We start from the raw sequence: 12,743 nt of genomic DNA, 5'->3' as shown, positions 1-12,743 counted from the left end.
TTGTATACAGTACAGACAAATTTTTAGACCGGGGACTACCGCCGGCCGCCTTGCGCCGCCCACTCCTCAAGCATGGGGGTGGTCACCGATTTCGGTCGCTCGATAGCATAACCGAGCCCGCGGTCCCAGGTGAGATTGGCCATACAGCCGAGCGCCCGGCCGACCCCGAAAAGAACGGTGTAGTAGTCCCACTCCTTGACCCCGTAATGCCACTGGATGACGCCGGACTGGGCATCGACGTTGGGCCACGGATTCTTGGTCTTGCCATGCTCGGTGAGAACGCCCGGTGCCACCTCGAAAATCATCGACACCAGCTTGAAGAGCGGGTCCTCCGGCAGATGCTTCAGGCAGAACTCGCGCTGGGAAATATAGCGGGGATCGGTTTTGCGCAAAACGGCATGGCCGTAACCGGGGATCACCTGGCCGGAGTTGAGGGTATCCCACAATGCCTTGGTAATGAGTTCTTTGGTCGGCTCGCGATCCTTGCAGTACTTCTCCTGGAACTTGATGGTCCAGTCGAGCACTTCCTGGTTGGCGCGGCCGTGGAGCGGCCCGGCCAGGCCGTTCAAACCGGCGGCATAGGCATAGTAGGGATCGGAAAGCGCGGAATGCACCAGGTGGGTGGTGTGGGCGGAGACATTGCCCGATTCATGATCGGAGTGCAGGATGAAGTACATCCGCGCCACGTCTTTGTACGCCTCCCCCTGCCCGATCATCTGGGCGAAATTGGCCCCCATGTCCAGCGTGGGGTCGATGGCGACCTGCCGATCCCCCTGGTATTTCAGGTTATAGATGAAGGCGGCAATGACCGGGATACGGGCGACGATGTCGCTGGCGTCTTCATAGACGGTTTCCCAGGCGGTCAACTTGTTGAATGCGCCGGAATTGTAGAGGGCGGCGAATTTGGAATCCCGCTGCATAGCGGTGATCCCCACCGAAAGCATCGCCATGGGATGACTGTCCCGTGGCAATGTTCGAATGGTATCGAAAACATACGGGGGAACTTCCTGGCGGGTCTTCCATTCGGCCAGCACTGCATCGACCTGGGCCTGGCTGGGGACTTCGCCCGTCAGCAGGAAATACCAGAATGATTCGACGGTCGGGTAATCCGACCCCGGGGCCTTGGGAAGGCTGGCAAAGGTTTCGGGAATGGTCTTGCCGCGAAACCGGATCCCCTCCTGCGGGTCCAGATAGGAAATATCGGTAACCAGGCAACGGATGTCGCGGGCGCCGCCGATGCACTGTTCGATGGTGACCTCGTCGATCTTGACCTTGCCGAACTCTTTGGCCAGCCTGGTGGTGCGGGGACGAAATTCGTCGATTTTCTGTCTCAGTGTTTCTTTCAATGCCATCGTACTGCTCTCCTTTCGTGGTGATTACCCTGAAATGATCAATCCTGAACCGGCTGCACAACCTCCTTTCTCCGTTCGTTCGATACGGCCACCGCATACTTGGTTAACGTAAACTCAGCCCTTGCCCCTTTCGCCGGCCATCGCTTTTATCTGCCGGGCCTCGACACTGAGGCGCGCCGTCCGTATATGGCGCCGCATCAGCAGTTCCGCCAGTTCCTCATCCCGCTCTTCAATGGCGTCGACGATCCGGCGATGTTCCTTGAGCGCCTGCAAGGGCCGCTGGCTGTCGGTACTGAACTGGTAGCGGTACATCCGGATCAGCTGGTAAAGCCCGCCATCCAGAATGGCCAACAGCTTCTTATTGCGGCTCCCCTGCAGAATCCGGTAATGGAAATCGAACTCGCCCTCCTTCTGGTAATAGGAAAGGCCCTGATCTTCCTTGATGCTCTTCTCATGCTCGTCAAGAAGCCTTTTCAGCTCCTCGATCTCGCCATCGGTCATGTTCTGGACGGCCAGCCGGCACCCCAACCCTCCCAGGACTTCCCGAATCTGGTAGGTTTCGATCAGCTCCTCATACGACAGCGAAATGACCCGGGCGCCGTGGTTCGGTGACCTGACCACGAGTTGCCGCTCTTCGAGCCGGCTCAGGGCTTCACGGAGCGTACCCCGGCTTATGCCGTAGGTCTTGGCCAGTTCCGGCTCGGAGATTTTGCCCCCCGCGGGGATCTCGCCCTTGATAATCGCATCCTGCAAGAGGTCGAAGATCCGGTCGGTTAACGGAGTGGCGGATTGATCGTTATCGCTCAACGGTAAATCCATTTTGTCGACACCTCCTTTGGTATCAGCCGCTTCACAGGCAAAATAACGCCAACAAAACCGTTAATCAAGCAAAAAGTGTCGACAGTTTTATTTTAGGTAAATTTTTACACTCGCAATAAATAGACAGGAGCGCGGACGATGCCCCCGGCGCAGGTGATCGGCGGGAATAGAGCTGAAAGGGATGCAACGGGGGCGCCCCCCCACCCCGGGTACTTGAAAGCGGTAGGCAAAATACTGCGGGGGTGGGGCAAAAGCCAGCGCACCGGATGACGGGATGGGACCTGAGGATTAGCCCGGCAAAGCAGCGGCCGCCGTTAGCGCCGCTGCCATTTCAGCCACGTCGTCAGCAGCCGCTTCACCAACGGCGTCAACCTGGTGCGGTTGTAGGCGTCGGCCAGCTTCTTCACCGCCTCCGCCTGGGTGGGATAGGGATGGATGGTCCGGCCGATGGCGGAGAGCCCCACCCCGGCGGTCATGGCGAGGGACAGCTCGTTGATCATCTCGCCGGCGTGACGCGCGACGATGGTGGCGCCGAGGATCGTGTCGGTCCCCTTTTGCAGATGCACCCGGGCAAAGCCTTCGCTCTCGCCGTCCAAAAGCGCCCGGTCCACCTCGGCCAGCGGGACGGTCAGGGTGGTGACGTCGAGGCCCTTGGCCGCCGCCTCCTTCGCACTCATCCCGACGTGGGCCACCTCCGGATCGGTATAGGTGCACCACGGGACGACCAGCGCCGAGGTTTTCTGCCGGCCCATGAACAGGGCATTGGCAATGAGGATCCGGGCCAGGGCATCGGCGGTATGGGTAAATTTGTAGGGAAAGCAGATGTCGCCGGCGGCAAAGACCAGCCGGTTGGTGGTCCGCAGCCGCTCGTCGACCGTCACCCCCTGTTGCGGGTCGTAGGCGATCCCGGCCCGCTCCAGGTCAAGTCCCGCCACGTTCGGCGCCCGGCCGACGCCGACCAGGATCTCGTCGACGACCAGTTCCCGTGGCGTACCATCCTGTTCGACGCTGATCGTTTTGCCGTGTCCCGTTGCCGTCACCCCGACGACCTTCGCCCGGAGGCAGAGCTCGACCCCGTCCCGCAGCAGCGCCTGCTGGACAACCGCGGCGGCATCCGCATCCTCCCGCGGGAGGAGATGCCCGACATGCTCGACGACGGTGACGTTGCTGCCGAGCCGGGCGAAGGTCTGGGCAAGCTCGCAGCCGATGGGCCCGCCGCCGATCACCGCGAGCCGGCGAGGAAGGGCGGTCAGCGAAAAGACCGTCTCGTTGGTGAGGTATCCGGCCGCCTCGATCCCCGGGATAGGGGGTGCTGCAGCCCGCGCCCCGGTGCAGACGGCGGCCCGCTTGAAACGCAGCAGCTGCCCCGCCACTTCGATGGTGTCCGGCCCGGCGAAACGCCCGGTGCCGAAGAAGACATCCACCCCGAGCTCGTCCCGGAAACGGCGGGCCGAGTCGTGGGGGCTGATCTTGCTCCGGAGCCGCCGCATCCGCTCCATCACCGCGCCGAAATCGCTGGCGAGCCCTGCTCCGCCCGCCACGCCGAATTCGGCTGAACGCTGCACGTCATAAATGGCCCTGGCAGCGCGGATGAGCCCCTTGGAGGGGACGCAGCCGTAATTGAGGCAGTCGCCGCCAAGGAGATGCCGTTCGATCAGGGCGACCCTGGCGCCGAGCCCCGCGGCCCCGGCGGCGGCGACCAGCCCGGCGGTACCGGCGCCGATCACTACCAGGTTATAGCAACCGGCCGGTTCGGGGTTCGTCCAGTCGGCAGGATGAACATTGCCGACCAGGGCACGGTTGAAACCGTTATCCGGGAGAACCAACGGCCCGTCGCTCATCCACCCTCCTCTCGCCGTCTCGTTGGCGCGTCGCCCGCCCGGAACCGCTCGCCGGCGACCGACGACCGAGACTCGGCGGCTTCAGCACTTGAGACAGCGGACATTGCCCTTTTCCCCCCACCGCTTGACCGCCCGATTCAGTTCCGCCAAGCCCTCCTTGAGCAAAGCGCCGAGAGCAAGAGTAAAGAGCGGCGCCAGAACGCCGCCAAACGTTGAGCGCTGGATGAAGCTGACCTGCTCGGCGGCCGACGCTTCCAGCTCGAAACAGTAACGCCAGCTGAACAACCCGGCGAACAGCAGCGTGTGCCGCCAGCAGACGCAACTCGGCGCCTCGGCCGACACCACCTCGGGGGTGATGGTGAACGGCTCCATGCCGGGGAGCTTTACCTGGATTTCCAGGCGTCCGCCGGTCTCCAGCCTCCCCGCGGCCCGGGGGAAAAGCGGGTTCCACTGCGGGTAGAGCGGACAGTCGGTGAGCAGTTCCCAGATGCGGTCGACCGGCGCCGCCAGCGTCAATTCCGTTGTGATTTCATGCACCGCCGTATTCCTCGATGATCCATAGTATTGCCCATCCCGCGACGACAGGCTGGCGGCCGGGCCTCAGCCCCCGCAGGAGGCCGAGCCGGGCCAGTCGGTCACGGGAGATGTGCTGCCAAGAATATAACATGCTTTGCGGGATTGTCCCGCGGCAACGGGCGCCACGGGGCGAGCGGGCGGGAAGGCGGGGGCAACCGACGACGGGAACAAAGCCCGGAAGACGATGCCCGCGTGCTCGGATACCATGAGCGGTAGGAAGGGGGCGGCCGCCGGCAGACACAGGGCGGGGCTCCTCCCGTGTGCAGCCTGCCTGGCGGCCACCCCGGCTGGCCCTCAATCGTGGTGCTGCGGCGGCCGCACGGTCAGCACGGGACAGAGCGAGGTCTTCACGACCCGCTCCGCGGTGCTGCCGAAGATAAAATGTTCGAACCCCTTGCGGCCGTGGGTCCCCATGACAATCAGCGATGCCTTTTCTTCGGCGGCCTTGTTGAGGATTTCCTCGTAGGGCACCCCGGTCACCACGCAGGAAGTTGCCCCGGGAAACCGCCCCAGATATTTTTCGGTAAACTCCGCCATTTTCTTGCGCGCCCCGGCCTCGACTTCCTTGTCCAGCTCGTCGAAGGCGATGTGGGGCACGTAAAAACTCCGCAGGTCTTCCTGGTGGGGGACCACGTGGATAACCACCAGCCGCGCCGTGCATGTCGTCGCCAGGGTTGCGGCATAGTCGAAGGCGTAGTCGCTGATGGTCGAAAAATCGGTGGCAAACAGTATCGTTTCGATCGTTTTCATGATCATTCCTTTCGCCCGGGAGTTCAGTTGATCCAGCCCAGCATTATGGCGGCACTGCTCGTCACCGAGACGATCGCCCACAGTATTACCCCCTGGGCCAGCGGTTTGACGCCGGTCCTCCCCAGGACCTCCCTGGTCAGGCCGGTGCCGATCAGGAACAGGGTCACCACCAGGCTCTGCTTCGCCACGCTGTTCAACGGGTGCCAGACGCTGTCAAACTGGGGCAGCATCGTCTTGACGGCCGCCGCGACAATGAAGCCGATGATAAAGAGCGGGAATTTCACCTTCCCTTCGGACTTGGTGAACCAGGTGGCAAGCAGGGCCGACGGCATGATCCACAACGCCCGGGTCAGTTTGACCGTCGTGCCGACCGCCAGGGCAAGCCCGCCATAGGCGGCCGCCGCCCCGACGACGCTACTCGTGTCGTGGATGGCCAACGCCGACCAGAGGCCGAACTGCCGCTGCCCCATCCCGAGAAGATGCCCCACCGGCGGGAAGAGCAGCAAGGCAATGGAATTGAGCGTGAACACCGTTGCCATGGCAACGCCGGTCTCCTCCGACTCCGCCTTGATCACCGGCGCCATGGCGGCGATGGCGCTGCCGCCGCAGATGGCGGTGCCGAACGAGATCAGGGAAGAAATGCGTGGCGGGGTGCGGAAAAACTTCCCGAGCAGATACCCGACGATCATGGTGAAGCTGATGCTGATCGCCGTGTAGACAAAGGCTTCTTTGCCCGTTCTGAGCAATTCCGGCAGATTCATGCCGAACCCCAGGCCGACCACCGACGCTTGCAGCAGGCGCCGGCTCCAGCTCGACGTGGTGGCGCCCCAGGGATTGCCGACCACAATGCCGAAGGTGATGCCGGCAACCAACGCCATGGGGGCGGATACCCCCGGCCAGCAGCACCCCACTAACAATACCCAAAAGAGAATCCGCAATCCGCTGGCAGCTTTCATCCTCGTCTCCTTTCGCCATAGGTTAAGCGTATCATAGAGGAAAACAGTCATAAGTAAAAATCAATAATATTCATATTTATCATCAATGCAATTTATATAGCCAACTCCAGCGACGAGTCGCCTCCCCCCACGGACAAATTACCGGCACGCCCCTATCCCGACCGATAAATCCCGGCGCCGCGCCGCCGGGATGACACGACCTACGGGCTAGGGGAGAACTCCCGGCAGCTTGCCATTCCATTCGAATGTGATATTTTTTTACTAAACGTTTGTTAAGTTTATATGGAGGTGCCATGCTCCAGGTCGTAGCCAAAAGGAAAACGCGTGAAGAGATTCTTGAACTGTCGGTTCCCCTGTTCGCCAGGTACGGCTACGATGGGGTGGCGATGCGCGATATCGCCTCGACAGTCGGCGTTACCCCGGCCGCGCTTTATTACCATTTCCCGGACAAGGAAAATCTCTACCTCGACGTCGTCGCGTACGCATTCGAGGAGAGATTGGCCGTGCTGAAGAAAATCCTTGCCGGCGGAGGGTCCCCGCGGCAACGGCTTGAGGAATTCATCACCGAAAATGCCCGGGTAATGGCAACGGACAAGAACTTTATCCGGCTGATGCAGTGGGCGGCACTGGATAGCAACGAAGCGAGACTGCAAAAATTATCGCATTGTGTGTTCAAGGACCTGTTCATTGCCATCTATCACCTGGCCTCAGAACTTGACGACCGATACGACCCGCACCTGCTGGCGATTTCAATCATCGGCCTGGTGTATTTCCACTTTGAGGCGGGAGCTACACGCCATCTCATGCCGGGGTACCTGCCCCATCAGGACGATCCGCAGGTGGTGGCAGAGCATGTTATCCAATTGCTGCACGACAGTATTAGTGAAACCGTAACGTATTAGCATCGCTACAAGACACTATAAATAGAGACAAAGCATGTGCCTGACAGCGGCATGTTGGGCCGTGCATTGTTGTGTTAACTGTCGCCAGACGATTGCGCTGACAAAAGGAGGTGTATGACATGAGAACGCACCGGCACAATCCTGATTTCAGCAAGCGCGCCAGAGACAGGCATGGGTGACGAATTGGACCGATTGAACCGCGCTTGGTTAGCCAAGCCCATTAACTGTGCAATCGACAGATAACAAGGGAGGGAGAGGAGCAACCGAACTGCTCATTGGGTCACAATATTCCTGCTTATGCTGCGGGGTTTGGTAGAGGAGAGATCCCGATGAAAACTAACGACTCGAATGATGCGAACCAGCACATTGGTGGGGTTTCCCGTCGCGACTTCATCAAGTATTGCTCGATTATGGCCGTCAGCATGGGTTTGCCGGTCAGTGCGGGGATCAGGATTGCCGATGCCGTCGTCAATCCGGGTCGGCCGCCGGTAATCTGGCTTTCATTCCAGGAATGCACCGGCTGTGTGGAGTCCCTGCTGCGTGCCAACCATCCGACGATTGAACAGCTGATCCTCAGCCTGATTTCCCTGGATTATTCGGAAACCCTTGCCGCCGCTGCCGGGCGTCAGGCGGAATCGGCCAGGGAACTATCGATACAAAACAACCGCGGCAAGTTCATCCTGGTAGTAGACGGCGCCGTCCCGACAAAAGATAACGGCATCTATTGCAAGATCGCCGGGAAAACAGCCCTGGAGATCCTCAACGAAACGGCGCGGCATGCAGCGGCAATAGTGGCGATGGGCTCATGCGCCTCCTGGGGGGGCGTGGCGGCGGCAGCACCGAATCCCACCGAAGCGAAGGGAATTCCCGCGCTCGTCGGCGGGAAACCGCTGGTGACGATCCCGGGGTGCCCGCCGAATCCGTACAATCTGCTTTCCACCCTGCTCTATTACATCACCTACCACAAGCTTCCCGCGCTCGACGCCCAAGGGCGGCCGAAATTCGCCTACAGCAGGCTCATCCACGAAAACTGCGAACGAAGGCCGCATTTCGATGCCGGCCGGTTTGCCACCCAGTTCGGCGACGAGCTGCACAGAAAGGGGGCCTGCCTGTACAAGCTCGGCTGCAAGGGACCGGAGACCCACGCGAACTGCCCGTCGGTACAGTTCGGCGATGTCGGGGCCGGATCCTGGCCGGTCGGGACCGGCCATCCCTGCTTCGGCTGCGCCGAGAGAGGGGTCGGTTTTTCAACGCCGCTGCATACGCTTGCGACCATTAAAGAGTTCACGCCGCCGACCTTCTTTGCCGAAGCATTCCCCAACAAACAGGGGGTACCGGCGGGGCTGAAAGCGTTTGCGAGCGGGACAGCCGGCCTGGTGGTCGGTGCGGCGGGCGCGGCCATGCTCACCGGTCTGGGGAAAAGCCGCGAAAAGGACCAACACGGACCTGACTCCGGTAGCGAAGGGCATGATCAGGGTTAGGAGGAGCGCCATGTCCATCAGCAGACGTCAATTTTTGAAAGGTGTTGCCGGGAGCGGGCTTGTCCTGGCGGCTGGAGTCTCATCAACCGAAGCCAGAATGAGCAAAAAACTCCCTCCGGAAGCGGTCGGGTTGCTCTATGACGCGACCCTCTGCATCGGATGCAAGTCATGCATGGTCAACTGCAAAATTTACAACAGCGTGCCTGGCGGTGCCCTCTACAAGGAAGGTGTCGCGTCGGGAGTTACCGATTCCCTGCGGTGCAGCAAAACCGAACAGACGGAGAAAATGGCCTCTCCCCCTTACGAAACCGACGGGATTGAGGGAAATGAAGGGGTTTGGGATGCGGCAGAGGATCTTTCCGGGAAAACGCTCAGTATCATCAAGGCCTATCGAAACGGTAGCGGCGAACGCAAAGATACCCCGGTAAACGGTCATGCCTTTTTCAAACAGCAGTGCCTGCACTGCATTACCCCGGCCTGCGTTTCGGTATGCCCGGCGGGGGCGTTCGTCAAGGACCCGCACAACGGCGTGGTTTACTATGAAGCGTACCGCTGCATCGGCTGCCGTTACTGCCAGATTGCCTGCCCCTTCAACATCCCCCGCTATGAATGGGATTCGGTCTGGCCCGAAGTAAGGAAATGCCAGCTCTGCCACCATCGCTTCAAGGAGGGGAAATATTCGGCCTGCGCGGAATTTTGCCCGACCGGCGCCACCATTTTCGGAAAAGTCGTCGAGCTCCGCGAAGAGGCGAAAAGAAGATTCAATCTGAAGCCGGGCTCCCGGTACGATTACCCCATCCGGACGCTGGGCGCGAAGGAGGTAAATACCAGAACGGTTGCCCCCTATGCGGACCGGATCTATGGCCTGAATGAGGCGGGAGGGACACAGAACCTCATGCTGTCGGGGATTTCATTTGACCTGCTCGGTTTCAGCAAGAAAATCCCCGATTCCGCCCTGCCGGATCTTACCTGGGCATACATCGCCAAAATCCCATGGGTCTTTCTCGCGGTATTTGTTGGTGGAACCGGCATTCACGCCATAACCGGTCGCCTGGACAAGAACCGCAAAGAGAAAGGGGGCGGCCATGATTGATTTTACCCGCTATATCGGCCAAACCGCCGGCGGAGCGATGAACAGGCTCCTCGACGACAGCCACAGCAAGCATCTCGGCATAAAGATGGATACCCCCTTCACCCGTTTCCTTATTCTCCTGATGGCAGCGGCGGCTCTCGTGGCGGTCTACCGCCTCGGCTGGGGACTGCGGGCCTCGACCCACATGAACGACTACTGGCCGTGGGGCCTCTGGATATCCTTCGACGTACTGGGCGGGGTGGCAATGGCGGCAGGGGCATTCCTGATTGCCGGCGCGGTCTATATCCTGAACTGGAAAAAATACCAATGCATCGCCCGGGCCTCGATCCTCAATGCGTTTTTCGGCTACCTGCTGGCAGCCATCTCCATCACCCTCGACGTCGGCCGCTCGTTTGTCATCTGGCACCCGCTGATCATGTGGCAGGTCAACTCGGTCATGTTCATCGTTGCCCTCCATCTCGTGCTTTACCTCAGCACGCTGGCAACGGAATCGAGCCCGATGGTTTTCGAGAAGCTCGGCTGGCAACGCGCCCTGCATATCGTCGGCCGCGGCATGATCGGGGCGGTGATGTTCGGGGTCGCCCTTTCACTGCTTCACCAGTCGTCATTGGGTGCCAACTACCTGATCGTGCCCGGCAAGTTGTCGCCGCTCTGGTACAGCAAGCTCCTCCCCTACCTGTTCCTCGTTTCGTCGATCATGATGGGGCTGTCGATGGTCAGCTTCGAAACCATCCTGACGGGCAAGGTTTTCAACCATAAAACGCCGCTCGATGTGCTTGAGGGCCTGTCCAGGGGAGTTGTGCTCGTCGGTTCACTCTACTGTGCCATGAAGATCGGCCTCCTTGCCGCCGGGCCGGGATTTGGCGCGCTGATCGACGGCGGATTCCTGGGAGTCATGTGGCTGTTGGAAATGGCGGTCGGGGTGGTCATCCCCGTCGCCCTGCTGGCAAAGAGGTCAAACCGGAGGAATCTTGATACAATTTTCGTGGCGAGTATTCTGGTGATCCTGGGGGTGCTTCTCAATCGGCTCGATGTCGGCATCTTCGCGATTTCGGATTACGCGAACCGGACGGGGGCGGACTATTTCCCCTCGGCGATGGAGCTCATTCTTACGTCCGGGATGATTGCCTTTGCGATTCTCGGCTTCAAGGTCTGCGCAAAATACCTGAATCTGTTTCCCGAAACAGATCATTGAGCACGATTCGGCTGGCGCCGGTGGACTCAGATCAACCGCGTGGACAACAGGGAGGATGGTATGTCAACACGAATCACCATTGATCCGGTAACCAGGATAGAAGGTCACCTCAGAATAGATTGCGAACTGGCCGGCGGCAGGGTGAGCAAGGCCTGGGCGTCGGGACAAATGTGGCGGGGAATGGAGGTTATCCTCAAAGGGCGCGATCCCCGCGAAGCGTGGCTCTATACACAGCGAATCTGTGGCGTTTGCACCACCGTTCATGCAATAGCCTCGGTAAGGGCGGTCGAAAACGCCCTTAACATGGAGATCCCCCTGAATGCGCAATACATCCGCAACATCATGATCGCCGCTCATGCCATTCAGGACCATATTGTCCATTTTTATCACCTTTCCGCCCTTGACTGGATCGATGTGCCCGCGGCACTAAAGGCCAATCCCGCCAAAAGCGCATCGTTTGCCCAGGGGATTTCCTCCTGGCACCTGAACAGCGTTCAGGAACTGGCCCAGACGCAGGAGAAGCTGAAAAAACTTGCCGACAGCGGCCAGTTCGGCATCTTCACCAACGGCTATTGGGGGCATCCGGCAATGAAGCTCTCCCCGGAAGTGAACCTTTTGGCCTGCACCCATTATCTGCAGGCGCTGGAGGTACAGCGCCGGGCCAACATGATCATCGCGATCCTCGGCGCCAAGACGCCGCATATCCAGAATCTGGCGGTCGGCGGCGTTGCCAACCCGCTCAACAACGACAGCCCGTCCGCCCTTTCCATGGAAAGGCTTTACTACGTCAAGACGCTCATCGACGAACTCGGCGATTTCATCGACAACGTCTACCTCCCGGATGTGTGCGCCATCGGCGCGTTCTACAGCGATTGGACCGAACACGGCGCGGGAGTGACGAACTATCTCTCCGTTCCCGAGTACCCGCTCGACAGCAAAGGGACCGCCTTCGACCTCCCCGGCGGGTACATCCCGAACGGGAACCTTGCGCAGTACCGGCCGATCACCGGCTTCCACGATCAATTCTTCAGCCGGGGCGTCAATGAGAGTATCAAGCACTCCTGGTATGCCGGCGACTGGGACCGTTCGCCATGGGAAGAGGAAACGGAGCCGCACTATACCGATTTCCAGGAGGGCGGCAAGTATTCCTGGGTCAAGGCCCCGACGTTCAACGGCGCGCCCGCCCAGGTCGGACCGCTGGCAAACGTCCTTTGTCTCTATGCCGCAGGGCATGCGCCGACCCGGAAGCAGACGGACAAGGCCCTTTCGATGATCGGCTCCCTTGCCGGGAAATCGATGGGCATCGGCGCCCTCCAGTCCACCATCGGCCGCCATGCCGCACGGGCGGTGCGGGCGGCCGTGCTCTACGAAACACTTCGCAAGCAGTGGCAGCTCTTGATCGAAAATATCGGCACCGGAGACCTTGCCACCTTTATCCCCCCGGAGTTCCCCAAAGGCGAAATCAGCGGCGTCGGCATACACGAGGCGCCCCGGGGAGTGCTGTCGCACTGGGTCGTGATTGAGGACATGAAAATAAAAAATTATCAGGCGGTTGTCCCGTCAACCTGGAATTCCAGCCCGCGAAACGCCAAAGATCAGCCGGGACCGTACGAGGCCTCGCTGCTGGGAACGCCGGTAGCCGTGGCGGATAAACCGCTTGAAGTGCTCAGGACCATTCACTCCTTCGATCCCTGTCTGGCATGCGCGATCCATATGGTGGACAGGAAAAACAGGGAAATCGTCAGGGTCAGGGCGCTGTAGGAACAGTGCGGAGGCAT

The 12,743-nt window shown here is 60.3% G+C and carries 11 protein-coding genes; 5 read left to right on the top strand and 6 right to left on the bottom strand.

Annotated features, from left to right (window positions below; genetic code table 11):
• Window positions 1-35: 35 nt before the first annotated feature.
• The 6 genes from QMN23_RS09325 to QMN23_RS09300 all read right to left on the bottom strand — a co-directional run bounded on the left by QMN23_RS09325 (window position 36) and on the right by QMN23_RS09300 (window position 6,294).
• Window positions 36-1,352 (bottom strand): citrate (Si)-synthase, encoded by a 1,317-nt coding sequence (locus QMN23_RS09325; RefSeq protein ID WP_282003641.1) that lies wholly within the window; start codon window positions 1,350-1,352, stop codon window positions 36-38.
• Window positions 1,353-1,466: 114 nt separating this feature from the next.
• Window positions 1,467-2,171 carry a GntR family transcriptional regulator gene (locus QMN23_RS09320; RefSeq protein ID WP_282003639.1) on the bottom strand — a complete coding sequence of 235 codons (705 nt, stop codon included), beginning with the start codon at window positions 2,169-2,171 and terminating at the stop codon, window positions 1,467-1,469.
• Between the two features lie 314 nt (window positions 2,172-2,485).
• Complete coding sequence (locus QMN23_RS09315; protein WP_282003638.1) at window positions 2,486-4,012, bottom strand: mercuric reductase; 1,527 nt, start codon at window positions 4,010-4,012, stop codon at window positions 2,486-2,488.
• An 81-nt stretch (window positions 4,013-4,093) separates the two neighbouring features.
• Complete coding sequence (locus QMN23_RS09310) at window positions 4,094-4,549, bottom strand: SRPBCC domain-containing protein (protein WP_282003636.1); 456 nt, start codon at window positions 4,547-4,549, stop codon at window positions 4,094-4,096.
• 333 nt (window positions 4,550-4,882) lie between these two features.
• Window positions 4,883-5,338 (bottom strand): universal stress protein, encoded by a 456-nt coding sequence (locus tag QMN23_RS09305; RefSeq protein ID WP_282003634.1) that lies wholly within the window; start codon window positions 5,336-5,338, stop codon window positions 4,883-4,885.
• A 23-nt stretch (window positions 5,339-5,361) separates the two neighbouring features.
• Window positions 5,362-6,294 carry a YeiH family protein gene (locus QMN23_RS09300; protein WP_282003632.1) on the bottom strand — a complete coding sequence of 311 codons (933 nt, stop codon included), beginning with the start codon at window positions 6,292-6,294 and terminating at the stop codon, window positions 5,362-5,364.
• A gap of 293 nt (window positions 6,295-6,587) precedes the next feature.
• Between QMN23_RS09300 and QMN23_RS09295 the strand changes: the two genes are divergently transcribed.
• The 5 genes from QMN23_RS09295 to QMN23_RS09275 all read left to right on the top strand — a co-directional run bounded on the left by QMN23_RS09295 (window position 6,588) and on the right by QMN23_RS09275 (window position 12,726).
• On the top strand, window positions 6,588-7,196 hold the full coding sequence (locus QMN23_RS09295; protein WP_282003631.1) for a TetR/AcrR family transcriptional regulator: 609 nt from the start codon (window positions 6,588-6,590) through the stop codon (window positions 7,194-7,196).
• 329 nt (window positions 7,197-7,525) lie between these two features.
• A complete protein-coding gene (locus QMN23_RS09290; protein WP_282003629.1) occupies window positions 7,526-8,677 on the top strand; it encodes a hydrogenase small subunit in 1,152 nt (383 codons plus the stop codon).
• Window positions 8,664-9,770, top strand: coding sequence for a hydrogenase 2 operon protein HybA (gene hybA / locus QMN23_RS09285; protein WP_348835258.1), 1,107 nt, complete (start codon window positions 8,664-8,666; stop codon window positions 9,768-9,770). Before QMN23_RS09290 ends, hybA begins: the two co-directional genes overlap by 14 nt.
• Window positions 9,763-10,965, top strand: coding sequence for an NrfD/PsrC family molybdoenzyme membrane anchor subunit (nrfD, locus tag QMN23_RS09280; RefSeq protein WP_282003625.1), 1,203 nt, complete (start codon window positions 9,763-9,765; stop codon window positions 10,963-10,965). Before hybA ends, nrfD begins: the two co-directional genes overlap by 8 nt.
• Before the next feature lie 60 nt (window positions 10,966-11,025).
• A complete protein-coding gene (locus QMN23_RS09275) occupies window positions 11,026-12,726 on the top strand; it encodes a nickel-dependent hydrogenase large subunit (RefSeq protein ID WP_282003624.1) in 1,701 nt (566 codons plus the stop codon).
• Window positions 12,727-12,743: the final 17 nt, after the last annotated feature.

The organism is Geotalea uraniireducens, from assembly GCF_027943965.1.
Classification (GTDB): Bacteria; Desulfobacterota; Desulfuromonadia; order Geobacterales; family Geobacteraceae; genus Geobacter; species Geobacter uraniireducens.
The sequence above is the reverse complement of the archived record's forward strand: the minus strand, read 5'-3'. Positions and strand labels throughout refer to the sequence as shown.

What these genes read in the sequence shown, in the direction of transcription:
- hybA (WP_348835258.1), top strand. Translation starts at nt 8,664, where the DNA reads ATGATCAGGGTTAGGAGGAGCGCCATGTCCATCAGCAGACGTCAATTT.
- QMN23_RS09290 (WP_282003629.1), top strand. Translation starts at nt 7,526, where the DNA reads ATGAAAACTAACGACTCGAATGATGCGAACCAGCACATTGGTGGGGTT.
- nrfD (WP_282003625.1), top strand. Translation starts at nt 9,763, where the DNA reads ATGATTGATTTTACCCGCTATATCGGCCAAACCGCCGGCGGAGCGATG.
- QMN23_RS09275 (WP_282003624.1), top strand. Translation starts at nt 11,026, where the DNA reads ATGTCAACACGAATCACCATTGATCCGGTAACCAGGATAGAAGGTCAC.
- QMN23_RS09325 (WP_282003641.1), bottom strand. Translation starts at nt 1,352, where the DNA reads ATGGCATTGAAAGAAACACTGAGACAGAAAATCGACGAATTTCGTCCC.
- QMN23_RS09300 (WP_282003632.1), bottom strand. Translation starts at nt 6,294, where the DNA reads ATGAAAGCTGCCAGCGGATTGCGGATTCTCTTTTGGGTATTGTTAGTG.
- QMN23_RS09295 (WP_282003631.1), top strand. Translation starts at nt 6,588, where the DNA reads ATGCTCCAGGTCGTAGCCAAAAGGAAAACGCGTGAAGAGATTCTTGAA.
- QMN23_RS09315 (WP_282003638.1), bottom strand. Translation starts at nt 4,012, where the DNA reads ATGAGCGACGGGCCGTTGGTTCTCCCGGATAACGGTTTCAACCGTGCC.
- QMN23_RS09320 (WP_282003639.1), bottom strand. Translation starts at nt 2,171, where the DNA reads ATGGATTTACCGTTGAGCGATAACGATCAATCCGCCACTCCGTTAACC.
- QMN23_RS09305 (WP_282003634.1), bottom strand. Translation starts at nt 5,338, where the DNA reads ATGAAAACGATCGAAACGATACTGTTTGCCACCGATTTTTCGACCATC.